The organism is Mycobacterium attenuatum (genome assembly GCF_900566085.1).
GTDB classification, from domain to species: domain Bacteria; phylum Actinomycetota; class Actinomycetes; order Mycobacteriales; family Mycobacteriaceae; genus Mycobacterium; species Mycobacterium attenuatum.
Genome location: NZ_UPHT01000004.1, coordinates 60,581 through 78,325 on the forward strand (window position 1 = coordinate 60,581; position 17,745 = coordinate 78,325).

A 17,745-nucleotide genomic window follows, 5' to 3' on the forward strand; every position below is an offset into this window, starting at 1 on the left:
AAGCTCCGCCGCGCACCGAGGACATTCAACGCACGAGCCGCAGCTGCCGCGCGGCCAGTCGCAGCGTCAGCCGCTGACCCCAGGACATGGCCAACGCATCGCTTTCGATGCCGTCGCCGAACGCCACGAGCCGATCCGACTCCACATCGAGCGTCAGCATCGCGGCGGACAGGTCCCCCTCAACCAGGGATGTTCCCGTGGCGGGCGACGGCCAGGCCTCGCGCACAAACCACGCCAGCCGCGGTTCGGTCGGTCCCGGCAACACGAGACTGCTGTCGCGTTGTTCCCATATCGAGCGACACCATCCGGTTGCGCCGGTTCCAGTGGAGACGATCACCCCGGACGACGCCTGCCGTTCGGCACGGCCGTCAGACAAGGCGAGCGTGTAGTGGGCGGTTTGATGGCTGGCATGGCCGACGAAGATCTCGTTGACGGCCAGTAGTTGCTGCCCGTCATCGGTCACTGCCTCGACCATGGTGCGCGGCTCCACATCGGTGCCGCCCTGCCCCGCGGCCCGGATCAGCGCACCGGCATGGCCGGGGGCGTGCCGCACCAGGACCCCGGCGTTGCGATCCGGTTCCGGATCGACGCCGATCACCGGCTGACCATCAAGGTATTTGGCGGTGTTGGCCACGAGCCCGTCCTGCCCCACCACGATCACGACGTCGCCGGGCTCGAACAGGAATCTGGGAAGGTCGGCCCGCTCGACCCGGCCACGTCGCCAGTCCGTCGGAATCGCGGCGGCGACGGAGGTCAGGGCCGATTGGGTGCGGTCGTGCCGGATCTCGAGTTCGTCGATGCTGCGCCCGCGGCTGGACAGGAAGAACGCCGCCTGCCCGTGGGTACCGTGCCGGGCCAGGGCATCGTCGAGTTCGGTGCGCCGATGCACCACCACCGCCCTGGGTGGAAGCGTCATTGCCCACCGGCCCCCAGTCGGGCCAGCACCGGTGCTAGCAGATCCGGCGTCAACACCAAGTGCTCGATCTTGGGCAGGTTGGCCGCCAGTTCCTTGACCGCCAGGCCCAGCAAGGTGGCCTCAGACAGGTCGCGATAGGCGGTCAGCCGCGCGGACTCGGCGGCCGCCTCGGCGTCGCCGACCAGCCGAGTGGCTTGTGCCCTAGCCTCGGCCAGCTGGACTTCGCGGCGAGCCTGCGCTTGGGTGGCGATCGCGTCAGCTGCCCAGGATTCCTGAGTTTTCAACCGCTCGTTGGCGCCGTTTTGGGCCACCAGCTCCTCTTCGCGGCGCGCCAGTTCGATCTTGGTTTGCAGTTCGTTCTCGCCGATGGCGCGTTCCCGTTCCACGGCCAGTGCCCGGCGCTCGAATGTGGCGCGGTCCGCCTCTTGCTGGACCTGTTCGCGGGCCGGGGTCTGCAGGGCGCGTTCCACCTCCGGCTCGGGGCGAATTGCCACCACGCGAACGCCGATTACCGCGATGCCGGTTTCGGTGAGTCGGGTGTCGGTGGCGAGCCCCTGAGCCATGCGGTCGCGTACCGCGCTGATTCCGTCCACCAGCGCCGTGGCCAACATGGTGCGCGCCAGCAGGTCGAGCCCGTGCTGCTGAGCGGATTGGGTGAGCATTCCGGCCACCTGCTCCAGCGGGGCCGCACGCCAGTAGCCGGTGTTGGTGTCGATGGAAAAGTCGATACGCTGCGCGGCCAGCGCCGGGTCGACGATGCGGTAAGTCACGGTGGCCTGGACGGCCACATCCTGGAAATCGGCCGTCCTGGCGTGGAACAGCAGCGGCAGTTCGCGGTCGTCGAGCGGGATCTCTGACAGGGCCGCGGTGAGCGGCAGAAACCAGAACGCCAGTCCGGGCCCGTCGTGCACAAGCTTGCCCCGGCGCAGCGCCCGGATGTGCGCGGTCGGTTCGACGCGCAGGTGACGTAGCAGTGGATAGTGGTTGATGACGGCCATGGCGGCCACCTCCTTCGGATTATCGTCTTGGTGCCGATAAGGGGGGAAGCGCTTTCCGTCAATCCGACGATTAATCTGCATTGGTGCCGCGTGACGAGCTGAACGACTATCCAGCGGTGGCGGTGACCGTCGACCTCGTGGCCTTGACGATCCGTGACGACTCGTTGTGTGCGTTGGTGGTCCGCCGCGGGCAACCGCCCTATGCCGGCCGCTGGGCACTACCTGGCGGATTCGTTCGCCCCGGCGAGGACCTTGACGAGGCTGCCGCCCGTGAACTGATGGAGGAGACCGGTGTGCCGGTCGATCGGCTACACCTGGAGCAGCTGGCCAGCTATGGTGCGCCGCAACGTGATCCGCGCATGCGGGTGATCACGGTCGCGTATTTGGGCCTGGCGCCAGATCTTCCGCTGCCGGCCGCGGGCGGCGATGCTGCCGGTGCACGCTGGGCACCGGTATCGGAACTGATGACGGCCCGGCTCGCATTCGATCACCGCCAGATCCTGGCCGACGGCGTGGAACGCGCACGCGCAAAGCTCGAGTACACCCCGCTGGCGACCACCTTCTGCGCGGCCGAATTCACCGTTGCCGAACTGCGCCGGGTGTACGAAATCGTCTGGGGCACGGCGTTGGACAGCCGGAACTTTCATCGCAAGGTCACCGGAACCGAAGGATTTCTAATTCCTACCGGGCGAACTACGACCCGTGACGGCGGCCGTCCGGCGCAGCTCTATCGGCCGGGCGAACTGCGATTTCTGCACCCCCCGATGACGCGTGCCAGTATCCCTGAACGCGGCGCGGGCGGCTGAGCATCGCCGGGGCGACAGCAAGCCCGGTTGATGACGCGCCGCGACTTCGAATTCGAATCTGCCGTGGAGCACGCGCCGGTGTCGTTTTCGCGCCAGGGGAAGGGCTGCCGGTTGCCCGCTAACGCGCGCAGACCTGTCGTCCAGGATTGGCGTTTCTCACATGGCGGCACTATTTTACTGGCGTGATGTCAATAGCAGCTGGTGCTGTAGCTCGGTGGATCACCCCTTTTCTAGCGGTTGCGACCGTTGCCGGCCTGGTTTCTGCTGGTTCCGCGCATGTTGGTGCTGCCCGCGAGGTGCGTCTGGCTGATGCGGGAAACCCGCTGGCGGGACAACCCTTCTACGTGGACCCGGCGTCGGCGGCCATGGGCGCCGCGCGTAGCGCCAATCCGCCAAGTCCGCAGCTGGCCGCCATCGCCAACACCCCGCAGGCATACTGGCTTGACCAGGCATTTCCTGCTGGGTCGGTTGGGGGGAGGGTCGCGGCCTACAGCGGCGCGGCGCAGGCAGCCGGCAGCATGCCGATTTTTGCGCTGTACGGGATTCCGCATCGCGACTGCGGTAGTTACGCATCCGGCGGGTTCGCGTCAGGGGCGGACTACCGCCAGTGGATCGACAGTATCGCCTCCGGCCTGGGCGGCTCGCCTGCGGCGATCATCGTCGAACCCGACGCGCTCGACATGGCCGATTGCCTTTCGGCCGACCAGCGCCAGGAACGCTTCGATCTGATCCGCTACGCAGTGGACACGCTGACCCGCGATCCGGCCGCCGCCGTCTATGTCGACGGCGGACACTCGCGCTGGTTGAGCGCCGAGGAGATCGCCGCCAGGCTCAACCAGGCCGGTGTGGGCCACGCGCGGGGTTTCAGCCTCAATGTCTCGAACTTCTTCAGTACCGACGAGGAAACCGGTTACGGCGAGGCGGTTTCGGGGATGACCAACGGTGCGCACTACGTGATCGACACGTCGCGCAACGGCGCCGGCCCTGCGCCCGACTCCGCGCTGAGCTGGTGCAACCCCGGCGGTCGCGCGTTGGGCACCCCGCCCACCACGGCTACTGCGGGCGCGCATGCCGACGCCTATCTGTGGATCAAACGTCCCGGCGAATCCGACGGATCGTGCAACGGGGGCCCCTCGGCGGGTCATTTCGTGAGCCAGTACGCCATCGATCTGGCCCAAAACGCGGGCCAATAGGACCCACACGCGTTGACCCGCCCGTCACGAGGCCGCTCGCACGCGGTCGGCGCCTGACCAGCCGGGTCCCGTGAGCGCGTAACAGCGGCCCATTGGCGCGAGGGCATCGGCGTTGGATTAGCGTGGCCAGGTGCTGGCTACGGTTGCGGTGGAGAATTACCGTTCGTTGCGCCAGGTAGTGGTTTCCCTGGGTCAGCTCACCGTCGTCACCGGTCCCAACGGCAGTGGAAAGTCCAACCTGTATCGGGCTTTGCGGCTGCTCGCCGATTCGGCCCGCAACGGCGCAGTGGCCGCGCTGGCTCGCGAGGGCGGATTGAGCTCGACGATATGGGCCGGCCCGGCAGTGATTGGTAAGTCAGTGCGACAGGGGCGTCATCAGATACAGGGGACGGTGCGCGCGGAGTCGGTCAGCCTGAAACTGGGCTTTGCCGGCGACGATTTCGGCTATGCCCTGGACCTCGGGCTGCCCATTGCCAGCTGTACGGCGTTCGGGCTCGATCCGGAGGTCAAGGTCGAGGCGCTGTGGGTCGGTCCGGTATGGCGCCCCGCCACGGTGATAGCGCAGCGCGGTGGCCCGACCGCCCGGGTGTGCGACGGGGACGGTGGCTGGCATGTGATTGCCGACGTGCTGCGACCTTTCGACTCGATGCTCAGCGAGCTGGCGGATCCGGTGCGAGCACCCGAGCTGATGCAGCTGCGGGAGCGGATGCGCAACTGGCGCTTTTACGATCATCTGCGCACCGACGCCGACGCGCCGGCGCGCCAGCCCCGAATTGGCACGCGCACAACGGTATTGGGTCACGACGGCGCTGACCTGGCCGCGGCTTTGCAAACGATTCGCGAGATCGGCGACGACGGAGCACTCAGTGCAGCCATCGAACGAGCGTTTCCGGGTAGCAGCGTCGATATCCGCAGCACCGGTGGGCGCTTCGAACTCGTGCTGCATCAGCCTGGAATGCTGCGGCCATTGGGCGCGACCGAGTTGTCTGACGGCACCCTGCGATATCTGCTGTGGGCCGCGGCTCTGCTGACGCCTCGTCCACCCCAAATGCTCGTGCTCAACGAACCCGAGACCAGCTTGCATCCCGAGTTGTTGCCCGCTCTGGCAGCGTTGATCGCCACGGCAGCCCAGAACAGCCAAATCATCGTCGTGACCCACTCCGAGCCCCTGGTCGCGACCCTGCAACAGGCCGCAGAGGTACACACCGTGCGTCTGACCAAAGAATTCGGAGAGACGCGTATTGCGGGCCAGCGCCTGCTCGACCGACCGCCATGGCATTGGCCACCACGCTAGGTTTACCCGTTGAGACGTGCGTTCTACCGGCCGGTAGCCCCCGACGCTCCTGTGTTGGCGTGAATGTTTCTGGCGCCCTTGACGTTACGTAGGCCAGAGCAATTCACACAGCCGATGCAGCCGACACAGTCGGTGCAACGCACACAGCCGATACAGGCCACGCACCGGGCGCAGGCGATGCACGCCAGGCATGCCACGCATTCGCGGACACCTACGCACAACACGCTCAGCGCGCTGGCAATCACCGCAATGCTGCCCGCGATCGCCGTCGACCCGGCGACGGCGATGCTGCCCGCGGTCGCGACCGAACCTGCCACTGCAACACTGCCCGCCGTCGCCGCCGACCCGGCGACGGCAACGCTGCCCGCGGTCGCGACGGAGCCCGCGACCGCAACGCTGTCCGTCGAGGCCAACGAACCCACAATGCTGTCGGCATCGGCGGTCACCGTCGCCTCCCATGGAATTGCCATGCACACATCTTCTCAGCCAGCGCGGTGGAGTTCGACCTACACACCGATCAGCATCAACCGGCGCCGTCCATGGTTTCCGGTACGCATGCGGTCTACCGGTGTCCCCCGACGTTGCCAGCCGTATCGTGACCGCCAGCGATCGACTGGGAGAGGTAACCTCCGGAAGTTCTTCGCTGGGCGAAATCGGATGCACGACCACCGCGCTAAGCAGCAGCGCGCGTTCCCGTTCTCGCCGCTCTCACTGCCGTTTGGGGACCGATATCCGCGCCAGATCCTCGGCGATTATCAGGTCGCCGTCGAATACCTCGGCCGCTTCGTCGCGAAAACTTCGGGCGTCGGGGTATCGCTGAGAGAAATGCGTGAGCACCAGCCGCCGCACTCCGCACTCGGCCGCGACCCGCGCCGCTTGCCGTGCGGTCAAATGTCCGTAATGTGCGGCCAGCTCCGAATCCTGGCTGAGAAATGTCGCCTCGATCACCAACAGGTCCACACCCTCGGCCAGAGCATAGACCGCGTCGCACAATCGGGTGTCCATCACGAAGGCGAATCGCTGGCCCCGGCGTGCCTCGCTGACTTCTGACAAATCGACTGTGTGCCCGTCGATTTGGACCGACCCGGCCCGGTGCAACTCGCCTACTGCGGGCCCCGCGATTCCGAAACGCGCCAGCAGCTCGGGCACGAACCTCCGGCCGTCGGGCTCGATCAGCCGGTAGCCGATCGCGTCCACGGAATGATCGAGCCGTCGCGCTTCCAGGACCCCGAACGCTCCCGTCGCCACCGGCCCGTCTACGGAGACCGGCTCCGCGCGCACGTCCGCACGGTCGTGGAAAATGCTGGCGTGGCGCAGGCGCGTGAAGAATTCTCGTCCGGAGGCCGGGAAGTAGGCGTGCACCCGATGTTGGGGCCCGTCCAACGACAACCGTTGCACCACCCCGGGAACACCCAGGCAGTGGTCGCCATGAAAGTGTGTCAGACACAGCCGTGTTACGGCTGTGAGAGGCACCCCGGCCAGCAGCATTTGCCGCTGGGTCCCCTCGCCGGGGTCGAACAGCAGCCGCTCCGCATCCCAGCGCAGCAGGTATCCGTTGTGGTTGCGGTGTCGGGTTGGCACCTGACTAGAGGTACCGAGCACAATCAACTCCCGGACCGACACAGTCCGAGACTACGACCCGCGCTGAAGTCGGTCGCTGGTGATATCCGGCGAATTGGCCTTATCGTCTAGCCGTGACCATCAGCTACGACGATGCGTTACGGGAGCGGATTCAGGCTCACCTGGCTGATCACGACCGCCGCGAGGTCACCGACCCGACCAAGCGGCATGCCGCCGTCGCCGTGGTGCTCGTCGACTCCGAGGTCGGTGAGGACGGGGTGGCTCCGGTGCCGGTGGGCGAGCAGTTCGCCAGCCGGCAGCCGCCCGTGTCAATCGTCGACAGTCGTCTGGTCCACGCCTCGGGCGGCGCTGCTTTTCTGTTGTGCCGCCGGGCATCTCGTCTGACTTCGCATGCCGCGCAGTGGGCGCTGCCCGGTGGCCGGATGGATCAGGGCGAAAGCGCGATCGATGCCGCGCTGCGGGAACTCGACGAAGAGGTCGGCATCCGGTTGGCGGGCACGGCCGTGCTGGGCCTGCTCGACGACTACCCGACGCGGTCCGGCTATGTCATCACGCCGGTGGTGATCTGGGGCGGCGGGCGGCTGCAACCCCGACCAGAGCCCGACGAGGTGGTCGCCGTATACCGGGTGGGACTGCACCAGTTACAGCGCGAGGACTCGCCGCGATTCATTGCAATCCCGGAGAGCCCGCGACCAGTGGTGCAAATTCCGTTGGGTGATCACCTGATTCACGCGCCCACTGGCGCGGTGTTGCTGCAGCTGCGCTGGCTGTGTCTGGAAGGTCGCCACGACCCCGTCGACGAGTTAGAGCAACCGGTATTCGCCTGGAAATAGGCAGGCCTCCGGCGATCGCCGCTTAGTTCGAAATCCATTGGTGGCCCAGGGGCTTCGATGCCGGGTGTGCCTCAGGGCAGCGGTATGACCCCAGCCACACCAAGCATCAAGATGATTCCCGGCAACAGGTTGGTCACCTGGTGTGCGACGATGCTGGCCAACAGGCCGCCGGAGTACAACCGCGCAAGCGCGATCGGGATCGCCACCACTACCAATAGCGGGGCCCGGGTGAACTCCAGATGAGCCAGCGCGAATACCACGGTAGTTACCACCAGCGCAGCCCACCGCCCCCAGCGCCGATCCACCGCTCCCCACAGCAGTCCCCGGAAGATGATCTCTTCGCACAGCGGCCCGACGAACGCCACCAGCGCGAACACGGCGATCGCCCATGGCCAGGAAGCTTGGACACCAGTGAAAACCGTGGCCACAGCGGATTTCACACCCGGCCCGACGAGCGAGGCGTAGATCATCGAAGCGGGCACCGTCACCAACAACCCACCTAACCCGAACGTCAATCCCAGCCGCACCCCTTGCCACGACCAGTGCAACTGCAGATCGGCGCGCGGACCGTTGCCGCGCAGCTTCGTCATGAGCACGGCCAGCCCGGCCGCGACCACGGTCGGGGCTCCCACCGCTAGCGCAAGCATCCCCGCCGATAACCGGCCCCTATCGGCAAGGGCGCCGACGAAGGCGGCAGAGGTCAGTAGGTAGACCAGCCCTACCAGTAAGAAGGCGCCCAGACCCCAGCGGTGCGCAGGTGCGCAATCCGAGACCGGTGTCGGATTCGCTGACGGCCCGGGTGCAGCGGGCTCGTCGGCATGCTCGGTGTCCACGCCGCGACGCTACCGCTTCACGTCGGCGTGGGCATGCGACGGCCCGGCAGGGTGGCCCGGCAACCGCTTGACATCGGCGGCAACCGCTACGCCAAGCACCGCGGAGGGTCGCGCGCGGTGAGTGAGAAGATCGATGGGAGAGTCGAACGCGCCGAAGATTAGTTAGCCGACACGTCCCGCCCCGGCGGCCTGTTCCAGCAGATCGGCCGCCAGGGCGGCGCTTTTGGCGGGAGGAGTCAACTGCGCGGCCAGTTCCCGGGCACGCGCGGTGCACCGCGCAGCAAGTATGGAACGCAAGCCGGCAACCAGCGATGCATGAGTAGTGGCTGAAAACGGCTGCCCGGTGCCAACTCCCAGCTGCTCGACCCCGGCCGCCCAGATCGGCTGGTCGAGCCAGAGCCACAGGATCAATGTCGGTATTCCGGCGCGCATCCCCGCGGCCGTGGTGCCGGCACCACCGTGATGTACCACTGCGCGGCACGCCGGAAGGACGGCCGCATGGTTGACCGCGTCGACCACTTTGATGTGGCCGGTATCCGGAACATCACCGAATTCGTTGGCGCCCAGGCAAATCAACGCTCGCTCGCCCAATTCGGCACAGGCCGCACCGACCTTGGCGATCGTGTCGGCTACCGAGGAGAGCGGTGTACTGCCGAAGCCGAAATAGACCGGTGGTGCGCCCGCGGCGATCCAGCGCAAGACCTCCTGGTCGGCGTCTGTGGGAAGCTCCAGTGTCAGCGTACCGACGAAGGGCCGTCGTTCGGCCGGGTCCACCCACTCGGCCGCCTGTCCGGGCAGGCAGAGCTGGTCATAGGCCTGCATTTCCAAAATCGGTTGTGGTTGGTCGAACTCGGGCAGCCCCAGCGCACTGCGCTGGTTGCCATCGACCTCGGTGGTGATCGCCGCTGCCATACCTCCTGGCGCCCAGATGCGTGCCGGGAAGAAATGCAATGCGGCCGCTGAAATACCGTGATATTCAGCAACATTGGCTGCCAAATGCTGTTCGTTGTAGCTTGCCAGTACCACATCGGCACCATCTGTGAGTGCCGTCAGGGTGGCAGTTTTGTCCCGGTTGACCTTGGTGACATGCTCGATCACGTTGGACAGCAAGCTCATCGGATTGATGCCCCGCGTCGCGACGTCGCGGACGAGATCCATGGCCGGATTCAGCTGCTCACGCGAGTCCGGGCCGTAGGGCACTGCGGTGAGCCCCGTCGATTCGACGAAACCGACCATATTGGGCGGGACGGCCAGAAGTACGTCATGACGCCGGCGCCGTAACTCGCGACCGACGGCGGCGCCGGGCTCGACATCACCTCGGCCTCCGTAGCCGACCACCACAACTTTCAACGCTCTACCGGATGGGCAGACCGGTCAGCGCCCGCGAGATCACCAGCCGCTGAATCTCACTGGTTCCTTCGAAGATCGTGAAGATCTTTGCGTCGCGATGCATCCGTTCAACGGGGTAGTCGCGGGTATAGCCGTTGCCGCCGAGGATCTGGATGGCCTCGTCGGTGACGTACACCGCGGTCTCGCTGGCCACCAGTTTGGCCATCGAGCCTTCCGCCGAGTCAAAATTCTGATTGTTGCGCGCCATCCAGCCAGCCCGCCACACCAGCAGACGGGCCGCGTCGATCCGGCTCTTCATGTCGGCCAACTTAAACGCCACCGCTTGGAACTCACCGATCTTTTGGCCGAATTGTTCCCGCTGACAAGCGTATTCGAGGGCATATTCGTAGGCAGCGCGGGCCACGCCGACGGCCATCGCCCCGACCGTGGGCCGCGTACGCTCGAAGGTCTTCATAGCCGCCTGGCCGCGCACGGAAGCACCGGATTTCGCCCTGGCGATCCGTGCCTCGAATTTCTCCCGGCCGCCCAGGATCATGTCTTCGGGCAGCCTGACGTCGTCAAGCGTCACCTCGGCGGTGTGTGAAGCTCGGATGCCGTGCTTCTTGAACTTCTGCCCCTGGGCTAGGCCCTTGGTGGCGGGCGGGATGATGAAAGTGGCCTGGCCACGGGTGCCCAGCTCGGGATAGACGGATGCCACCACGATATGCACGTTGGCGATTCCGCCGTTCGTGGCCCACGTCTTGGTGCCGTTGAGCACCCATTCACCGGCCGCCTCGTCGTAGCGTGCGCGGGTGCGGATCGCGCCCACGTCAGACCCCGCGTCGGGCTCCGAGGAACAGAACGCGCCGAGCTTGGGATCGTCGGCCGTGCCGAACATTTCGGGCAGCCAGTGGCCCAGCTGTTCCGGAGTTCCGTTGCCCGCCAACGCGGCTGCGGCCAGGCCGGTGCCCATGATCGACAGCGCGATGCCGGCGTCGCCCCAGAACATCTCCTCGAACGCGGTGAGCATCCCCAGACCCGTCGGTTCGGCTGCCTGTTGCCCGAAGAAATCCGGGGAATAGAGGCCGACCTTGGCGGCCTCCTGGATGACCGGCCACGGAGTTTCTTCGCGTTCGTCCCATTCGGCGGCCGCCGGGCGGATCACATCGGCCGCGAACTCGTGCACCCAGTCGCGCACCTGGATCACGTCGTCGCTCAGCTGCAGTGAGAATGTCATGGTTGTACTCCTGAGATTGTCTAGTGCTCAACGGGTATCGGCGTAACGCACGAGGACGCTGACCGTCTGGTTCACCCACGCCTCGAAATAACGAGCGTCCTCGATGTTTCCGGGGGTGCGGCCGGTCAATGCCTGCAGGGTGGCGGCATGGGACAACGACGCGATGGCGACGGCCGCTGCGGCTTCCGGGTCCGGGATTCGGGTACGGCCGGAGCGGTTGGACGCAGCCAATTCGTCGGCGAAGCGCTGGTAGGCGTTGTCGGTAATGACCTGCCATGTCTTCTCGTCGAGATCACCGAGTGCATCGGGTTCGCGCAGCATGACTTTGAGTAAGTCTTCGCTTTGTTTCAAGTTGTTCCAGATCAACTGGCCGGCAGTGCGCACCGCCTGCTCGACACTGTCCGGTTGCCCGGCGTCGTATTGCTCCCGGGCGGCCACGATGCTGGCGATCCGGTGCGTCACCGCGGCCTCGAGCAGTTCTCGCTTGGAGCTGAAGTGCTTGTAGAGCGCACCCGATCCGGGCGCTAGCCCGGACGCGCGCTGGATGTCGGCAACCGACGTGGCCGCATAGCCTTTGGCGGCAAAAAGCTTCAGTGCTGCCGACAGCAGTCGGTCGCGTCCCGATACGGGCATAGTGAGAGAATACTCACTCACCGGGATGCGGGCAAGCGCATGCTTGTGCGACCGCGGCGTGCACACACTGCCGCGGGCAAGGCCGTAGTCGCCCCCGCAGGCACGTCAGAAAAAGAATCCGGCATACGGCGCCTCCGGCACCGCGAACAACCGATCCGCCATGGCGAGTACGGCTGGGTCGTCGGCCCGGGCCAGCCCCGCCGTCGCGAGACTGCGCCAGGTCGTGCCGCCGAGCAGAACCGCGGCGAGCCCGTCGGCGCCCACCAGTAACTGCGGGCGGCGCTGCGTCGGCTCGGCGCCGTCGCCGGTGACAGTGAAGCTGGTCGAATTACCCTGCAAGAGTGGATCATTGACCGCGATGGTGACGGAACCGTCGCCCGCATATCGGCGTACGGAAAGCGCCTGGGAGGCGTCGACAATGCGCAGCCACGTCTCGTCGTATACCCGGGTGACCTTCGCCGCCCGCCGGTCGACGAGCAGCCACGGCAACGGATCGTCGACCGGCAGCATCCAGAACACCAAGCGATCAATGAGATCCAGCCCCAGCAGGAAGCGCAGCAGGCCCAGATAGGCATCCGCGGAAGGGGCGAAGAAATCCTCGACCGCGATGGTGCGCTGTTCGCTGACAAACCAGGTTTCGGTGTCGAGCGGGCGGTAGCGGACAAACCCCGACTCCGCTCCTGGCTCACCATGTACCGCGATATACCTGGGCCCGGGATGCGATTCGGTGCGCAGCTGCAAACCCCGCCACCAAACGTCTGCTCGCTCAACGGTTCCCGGCCGGGACAGCCCATTCGCGGCACAGATTCGGGGCAGGACGTCCCATGCTTGCGCGGTGTCGAGCAATCGCACCGGGCCCCCGGTCCCGACGCCCGGCCGTAGCGCGGCTCGCCGGGTGTCAACTTCGACGCTGTGCGCCGAACTTGCCACGCCGTAGCCAAACCGTTCATAGATCGTCGCCTCAGAAGCGCGCAGTGTCGCGACCACCTCGCCCCGTGCGGCGATGTCGTGCAGCTGATGACGGACGAGTTCGGTCGCGATACCTCGACGGGTGAACGACGGCAGCACGCCGATGTGTGTCACGGCGGCGTGCCGCACCACGGCGCCCCCGGGAAGTGTCAGTCCGCAGGTGACGGCATCAGCCGTGCCGACCAGCTGCCGTCCGGCGAACGCGCCCACCGTACGGCCCGGCTCGAGCAGCGTGGTGATCTGGCCCGGTGCCAGCTCCGGCAGCGGCGGCAACCCGACCATGGCGGCGCGAAACAGCCCGGCCGCCGCGACAAGGTCGTCTTCGCTGTCGAGAACACGGATCTCGATGCCCACACAGCCATCATGGCTGTTGCCCGCGACGACAGCGCGAGCGCCCTGGCTCGACACTAGCGACAACCCGGCCGAGCTGAATCACTTCCGGAGCGACGGTTCGGCCGCGGGCGCCATCTTCAGATAATGGCTGACGTTGAATCGGTCGAAGGCGCGTTTCCGTCGCGGGGCCAGCTGCCCGGCCGCAGCGGCCCCGTCCAGGATCTGCGGGTCGACGGCCTTATACGTTTTTCCGTGGACGCGGATCGTGGCATGCCCCGCCGCCAAGACATTTCGCAGCCAATCGGTGTGTGTGCCGTAGGGCAGCGGAATGATGAAGCCGTCGGTTACTCGTTCCGCCACCACGGGTGTGGCGTACCTCTTGCCAGTGCGACGTCCGGTGTGCTCGATGACGCTGGCGTACCAGTACCTTCGGCCGGCCAGCAGCATCATCGCTGGATTCAGCAGGTGCTTATTGAACACTCGCACGGCATCCAGGACCGCCATGATGAACCTTCTTTCTCGGCGGAGCACCGATTACCGGCGATCGAAATCGTCTCGCGCAGTTCGGTCTTCAGCCCTGCACCAGGGTAGGTCCGTCAAGGCGGCCGACCTAGGGCCGTTGGTCCCCCGGGCGCCTAGCGTGGTGCCGACAATTCTGCTGCCCTGCTTCGCCGATGATGCCCGGCCGACCGAGCCTGAGCCGTCGCTGTATGCGGCGCAGGAGGGTGTCAGCCCTGTGTGGCCGCCAACGCCTCGTTGAACGTCTTACTCGGCCGCATCACCGCCGTGGTTTTCTCCCGGTCCGGCGCATAGTAGCCGCCGATGTCCGCCTCTTCGCCCTGCGCTGCGGCGAGTTCGGTGACGATGGTTTCCTCGTTCTTGGCCAGTGTGCCGGCCAGGGGTGCGAAGTGTTCGCGGAGCTGCTGGTCCTCGTTTTGTGCGGCAAGTTCTTGCGCCCAGTACATGGCGAGGTAGAACTGACTGCCCCGGTTGTCGAGCTCGCCGGTCTTGCGTGACGGGCTCTTGTTGTTGTCCAGCAGCTTGCCGATCGCCGCGTCCAGCGTCTTACCTAGGATCTTGGCCTTCTTGTTGCCCGTCTTGGCGCCCATGTCGTCCAGGCTGGCGCCGATTGCCAAGAACTCGCCCAGCGAATCCCAGCGCAGGTGATTCTCCTCCACGAGTTGGTGGACATGCTTGGGCGCCGAACCGCCGGCCCCCGTCTCATACATGCCGCCACCGGCCATCAGCGGAACGATGGACAGCATCTTGGCGCTGGTGCCCAATTCGAGGATCGGGAACAGGTCGGTGAGGTAGTCACGCAGGATGTTGCCGGTGGCGGCGATGGTGTCCAGCCCGCGGATCAGGCGCTCCAGCGTGTACCGCATGGCGCGCACCTGCGACATGATCTGGATATCCAGGCCGTTGGTGTAGTGGTCCTGCAGATAGAGCTTGACCTTCTTGATCAGCTCGTTCTCGTGCGGACGGTAGGGGTCGAGCCAGAACAGCACCGGCATTCCGGAATTGCGGGCCCGGGTGACCGCCAGCTTGACCCAGTCGCGGATCGCCGCGTCGGTGACCGTGCACATGCGCCAGATGTCACCGGACTCCACGTTCTGGGTCAGCAGCACTTCGCCGGTGTCGAGGTCGACGATGTTGGCGACGCCGTCCTCGGGAATCTCGAATGTCTTGTCGTGCGAGCCGTATTCCTCGGCCTTCTGCGCCATCAGCCCGACGTTGGGCACCGTGCCCATGGTGCGCGGATCGAAGGCCCCGTTGGTCTTACAGAAATTGATCAGCTCCTGGTAGATGCGGGAGAAGGTGGACTCCGGCATCACCGCCTTGGTGTCCTTGGGCCGGCCGTCGGCACCCCACATCTTGCCGCCGGCTCGGATCATCGCCGGCATGGAAGCGTCCACGATCACATCGCTGGGCGAATGGAAGTTCGAGATGCCCTTGGCCGAATCCACCATGGCCAGCTCGGGACGATGTTCGTGGCAGGCGTGCAGATCCCGGATGATCTCATCGTGCAGAGACGCGGGCAGCGACTCGATCTTGTTGTAAAGGTCGACCAACCCGTTGTTGACGTTGACACCCAGCTCGTCGAACAGCTCCTGATGTTTGGCGAAGGCGTCCTTGTAGAAGGTCCGCACCGCGTGGCCGAAGACGATGGGATGCGAAATCTTCATCATCGTCGCCTTGACGTGCAGTGAGAACATCACGCCGGTCTTGCGCGCGTCCTCCATCTGCTCCTCGTAGAACTCGACCAGCGCCTTTTTGCTCATGAACATGCTGTCGATGATGTCGCCTTCGCCCAGCGACACCTTGGGCTTGAGCACCAGCGTCTCGCCGCTCTTGGTCACCAACTCCATCTTCACGTCGCGCGCGCGGTCCAAGGTCATGGACTTCTCGCCGTGGTAGAAGTCGCCGTGCTTCATGGTCGCGACATGGGTGCGCGAGGCCATCGACCACTCGCCCATGCTGTGGGGGTGCTTGCGGGCGTATTCCTTGACCGCCTTGGGTGCGCGACGGTCGGAGTTGCCCTCCCGCAGCACCGGGTTCACCGCGCTGCCCAGGCACTTGGCATAGCGGTTCCGGATGTCTTTTTCCTCGTCGGTCTTGGGATCTGCCGGGTAGTCCGGAAGTTTGTAACCCTTGCCCTGCAGCTCTTTGATGGCCGACACCAGCTGCGGCACCGAGGCGCTGATGTTGGGCAGCTTGATGATGTTGGTCTCCGGTAGCTGCGTCAACCGTCCCAGCTCGCCCAGATCGTCCGGTACGCGCTGCTCTTCGGTCAGGTAGTCGGGAAACTCGGCGAGGATCCGGCTCGCCAGGGAGATGTCACTGCTCTTGACCTTGATGCCTGCCGGCTCGGCGAACGCGCGAAGTATCGGCAGGAAGGCGTAGGTCGCCAGGAGCGGCGCCTCATCGGTCAGGGTGTAGATGATGGTCGGCTGCTCGTCGCTCATCGGTGTGTCTCCCGGCGTCGCTATTGGTCAGATTCGAAGGCTCAGCGTTGGATCGGCGCCTAACCAGTATCGCGGCTCCATTGTGCCGAAAATCATTCGGGCAGTGTTCGCTGCGTCTGCCCCGATTCCATGAGCGCGACGGCACTGGCCACACCAGCCACTCGGTTAACGTGAGCTCTGCTCGGCCGGCGCCGCGGCGGCGTGTGCTCCGGCGCGGCGGCCCGAGAACACACAGTCGGCGAGCGAGAGCCCGCTGACGTACGAATTGGAGCAGATTCCGGCCGCGGTGCGTCCCGCGCTGAACAGCCCCGGAATGGGCTCCCCGGATTCGTTGACCACGGCTCCGCTGCGCTCGTCGACTCGGATACCGCCGAGGGTCAGCATCGGGGTGGGATTGAGCAGGCTTGGCCGCACCGAAATGTTGAGTAGGGTGAACGGCGCCTGGCTGATCCGGCGGACAAACTCGGCGGGTTTGCCGGCGGGGTCCGGTGCGCCGGCGTCGATCGCGGCATTGTGCGCCGCGACCGTGGCTACCAGGCCGTCGGGATCGATACCGGCCGCCTTCGCGACCTCGGGCAGCGACGGCGCCGTCACCGCGTCGGCCAACATCAGCGCCGCAACCTGAGCGCGTTGAAACCACAACGGCTGCGTGATCATTTGACGCCGGGCCTCTCGCATCAATGCGGCATCGGCGAGAAGCCAACCGGCGCCGTCGTGCTGCCGGATTATTGCTTGCCCGACCGCGGCTCCGTAGCGACTTTCGTCGATGACGCGGTGCCCGCCCCGGTCCACGATGACGGCGCCGATGAACGCGCTCGGCGGGGTGATGAAGCGCCAGGCCGAGACATTGTCCATCCGGTCGGTGACCGCTCCGGCGCTCTGCGCGAGCGCGATGCCGCTACCGTCGTCGCCGCTGGTGCCCAGTTGCAAGCCGCCCACGTATTGGGGTGCGAAGCGCTGCACCCACTCGGTGTTCGCGATGAAACCGCCGGCGCAGACGATCACGGCGCGGCGCGCATCGATGCGGACCGGCTGGGCGTAGCGCCGCTCGAGCCTTCGCAGCTGTCCTTCCATCAGCCGGCGAAGCGGCGGGTAGTAGATACCCGGCTTTGTCGAAAGTTTTGCTGCCGCCGCGTAAAGACGCTGAACAGGCGCTGGTGCGAAGCGCATGGTGCGCGCATCGATTCCGGTTACCCGACCGGAGGAATCCTGGATCAGGTTCGTCACCGTGGTCTGGGGCCAGAACCGAACACCAAGGGCCAGTGCGGCTTTGGCTAACGGCTCATACAGCTTCCGGCCCGAAGTGCCGCGGCCCTGCACGCGATGACCGCGCTGGACGGGCGGGGTGTGGCAGCGAAACGCGCCGGCGTTTTCACTACCCGAGTGATACAGGTAGTAGCGGTTGTTCGGAAAAGAGGTCTTGTACGGGCACGATGCGGGGCTGAACGGCACCCCGTAGCTGCTCAGCCAGTCGATCATCTCGGGGCTGGAGCGCACGAACGACTCCAGGGTTTCCTGGCTGACGGCATCACCGACTTCGAGGCGGAGATAGGCCAGCATTTGCTCGGGGCTGTCTTTGACCCCGGCCTGCTGCTGAACTGTGGTGCCGCCGCCGGCGTAGATGATCCCGCCCGCTATCGCCGTTGCGCCACCACCATTGGCGCGGTCCAGCGCGATGACGTCTGCGCCGCGTTCGCGGGCGGCGATGGCCGCGCATTCACCTGCTGCGCCGAACCCGATCACCACGACATCGGCGGATTCGCAGATGCGCGCCGACTTGTCGCCAGCCATGCCAGTCCTTCCGCTCGGGTTGCGCGTTGTGGG

Annotated in this window: 16 protein-coding genes; 4 read left to right on the forward strand and 12 right to left on the reverse strand. The window is 65.9% G+C overall.

The window, feature by feature from the left end; all coding sequences use genetic code 11:
- Positions 1-25: 25 nt before the first annotated feature.
- Both EET13_RS00655 and EET13_RS00660 read right to left on the reverse strand, forming a co-directional pair.
- Positions 26-916 (reverse strand): NAD(+)/NADH kinase, encoded by an 891-nt coding sequence (locus EET13_RS00655; RefSeq protein ID WP_122440455.1) that lies wholly within the window; start codon positions 914-916, stop codon positions 26-28.
- Positions 913-1,914, reverse strand: coding sequence for an SPFH domain-containing protein (locus EET13_RS00660; protein WP_122440502.1), 1,002 nt, complete (start codon positions 1,912-1,914; stop codon positions 913-915). The genes EET13_RS00655 and EET13_RS00660 overlap by 4 nt, the downstream gene beginning before the upstream one ends.
- Before the next feature lie 83 nt (positions 1,915-1,997).
- Here EET13_RS00660 and EET13_RS00665 point away from each other — a divergent pair, with 83 nt between their 5' ends.
- From EET13_RS00665 to EET13_RS00675, 3 genes are all read left to right on the forward strand, one after another.
- A complete protein-coding gene (locus EET13_RS00665; RefSeq protein WP_122440456.1) occupies positions 1,998-2,720 on the forward strand; it encodes an NUDIX hydrolase in 723 nt (240 codons plus the stop codon).
- Positions 2,721-2,905: 185 nt separating this feature from the next.
- Positions 2,906-3,913: a glycoside hydrolase family 6 protein gene (locus EET13_RS00670; RefSeq protein ID WP_122440457.1), complete on the forward strand. Its 1,008-nt coding sequence runs from the start codon at positions 2,906-2,908 to the stop codon at positions 3,911-3,913.
- 130 nt (positions 3,914-4,043) lie between these two features.
- On the forward strand, positions 4,044-5,207 hold the full coding sequence (locus EET13_RS00675; RefSeq protein WP_122440458.1) for an AAA family ATPase: 1,164 nt from the start codon (positions 4,044-4,046) through the stop codon (positions 5,205-5,207).
- Between the two features lie 23 nt (positions 5,208-5,230).
- On the opposite strand, the gene EET13_RS00680 is transcribed toward EET13_RS00675, so the two are convergent.
- Positions 5,231-5,677 carry a hypothetical protein gene (locus EET13_RS00680; RefSeq protein ID WP_122440459.1) on the reverse strand — a complete coding sequence of 149 codons (447 nt, stop codon included), beginning with the start codon at positions 5,675-5,677 and terminating at the stop codon, positions 5,231-5,233.
- Positions 5,678-5,915: 238 nt separating this feature from the next.
- Positions 5,916-6,830 carry a ribonuclease Z gene (locus EET13_RS00685; RefSeq protein WP_122440460.1) on the reverse strand — a complete coding sequence of 305 codons (915 nt, stop codon included), beginning with the start codon at positions 6,828-6,830 and terminating at the stop codon, positions 5,916-5,918.
- Between the two features lie 71 nt (positions 6,831-6,901).
- On the opposite strand from EET13_RS00685, the gene EET13_RS00690 reads away from it, so the two are divergent.
- Positions 6,902-7,621, forward strand: coding sequence for an NUDIX hydrolase (locus EET13_RS00690; protein WP_122440461.1), 720 nt, complete (start codon positions 6,902-6,904; stop codon positions 7,619-7,621).
- 71 nt (positions 7,622-7,692) lie between these two features.
- Here the strand turns inward: EET13_RS00690 and EET13_RS00695 are convergent, their stop codons facing one another.
- The 8 genes from EET13_RS00695 to EET13_RS00730 all read right to left on the reverse strand — a co-directional run bounded on the left by EET13_RS00695 (position 7,693) and on the right by EET13_RS00730 (position 17,712).
- A complete protein-coding gene (locus EET13_RS00695; RefSeq protein WP_244603714.1) occupies positions 7,693-8,361 on the reverse strand; it encodes a type II CAAX endopeptidase family protein in 669 nt (222 codons plus the stop codon).
- A gap of 255 nt (positions 8,362-8,616) precedes the next feature.
- Complete coding sequence (locus EET13_RS00700) at positions 8,617-9,804, reverse strand: glycosyltransferase (RefSeq protein WP_122440463.1); 1,188 nt, start codon at positions 9,802-9,804, stop codon at positions 8,617-8,619.
- 4 nt (positions 9,805-9,808) lie between these two features.
- Positions 9,809-11,020, reverse strand: a complete 1,212-nt coding sequence (locus EET13_RS00705) for an acyl-CoA dehydrogenase family protein (RefSeq protein ID WP_122440464.1) — start codon at positions 11,018-11,020, stop codon at positions 9,809-9,811.
- A 27-nt stretch (positions 11,021-11,047) separates the two neighbouring features.
- The gene (locus tag EET13_RS00710) at positions 11,048-11,653 is read right to left on the reverse strand and encodes a TetR/AcrR family transcriptional regulator (RefSeq protein WP_122440465.1); all 606 of its coding nucleotides are present in this window, start codon (positions 11,651-11,653) and stop codon (positions 11,048-11,050) included.
- Positions 11,654-11,758: 105 nt separating this feature from the next.
- Positions 11,759-12,976: a GNAT family N-acetyltransferase gene (locus tag EET13_RS00715; RefSeq protein ID WP_122440466.1), complete on the reverse strand. Its 1,218-nt coding sequence runs from the start codon at positions 12,974-12,976 to the stop codon at positions 11,759-11,761.
- A gap of 78 nt (positions 12,977-13,054) precedes the next feature.
- Positions 13,055-13,459 (reverse strand): nitroreductase family deazaflavin-dependent oxidoreductase, encoded by a 405-nt coding sequence (locus tag EET13_RS00720; protein WP_122440467.1) that lies wholly within the window; start codon positions 13,457-13,459, stop codon positions 13,055-13,057.
- A 224-nt stretch (positions 13,460-13,683) separates the two neighbouring features.
- Positions 13,684-15,921 (reverse strand): NADP-dependent isocitrate dehydrogenase, encoded by a 2,238-nt coding sequence (locus EET13_RS00725; protein ID WP_122440468.1) that lies wholly within the window; start codon positions 15,919-15,921, stop codon positions 13,684-13,686.
- A gap of 165 nt (positions 15,922-16,086) precedes the next feature.
- On the reverse strand, positions 16,087-17,712 hold the full coding sequence (locus EET13_RS00730) for an FAD-binding protein (protein WP_122440469.1): 1,626 nt from the start codon (positions 17,710-17,712) through the stop codon (positions 16,087-16,089).
- Positions 17,713-17,745 lie beyond the last annotated feature (33 nt).

Excerpts from the sequence above, each read along its gene's own strand:
- EET13_RS00680 (WP_122440459.1), bottom strand. The coding sequence starts at position 5,677 with ATGGCAATTCCATGGGAGGCGACGGTGACCGCCGATGCCGACAGCATT.
- EET13_RS00730 (WP_122440469.1), bottom strand. The coding sequence starts at position 17,712 with ATGGCTGGCGACAAGTCGGCGCGCATCTGCGAATCCGCCGATGTCGTG.
- EET13_RS00670 (WP_122440457.1), top strand. The coding sequence starts at position 2,906 with ATGTCAATAGCAGCTGGTGCTGTAGCTCGGTGGATCACCCCTTTTCTA.
- EET13_RS00720 (WP_122440467.1), bottom strand. The coding sequence starts at position 13,459 with ATGGCGGTCCTGGATGCCGTGCGAGTGTTCAATAAGCACCTGCTGAAT.
- EET13_RS00705 (WP_122440464.1), bottom strand. The coding sequence starts at position 11,020 with ATGACATTCTCACTGCAGCTGAGCGACGACGTGATCCAGGTGCGCGAC.
- EET13_RS00660 (WP_122440502.1), bottom strand. The coding sequence starts at position 1,914 with ATGGCCGTCATCAACCACTATCCACTGCTACGTCACCTGCGCGTCGAA.
- EET13_RS00655 (WP_122440455.1), bottom strand. The coding sequence starts at position 916 with ATGACGCTTCCACCCAGGGCGGTGGTGGTGCATCGGCGCACCGAACTC.
- EET13_RS00710 (WP_122440465.1), bottom strand. The coding sequence starts at position 11,653 with ATGCCCGTATCGGGACGCGACCGACTGCTGTCGGCAGCACTGAAGCTT.
- EET13_RS00725 (WP_122440468.1), bottom strand. The coding sequence starts at position 15,921 with ATGAGCGACGAGCAGCCGACCATCATCTACACCCTGACCGATGAGGCG.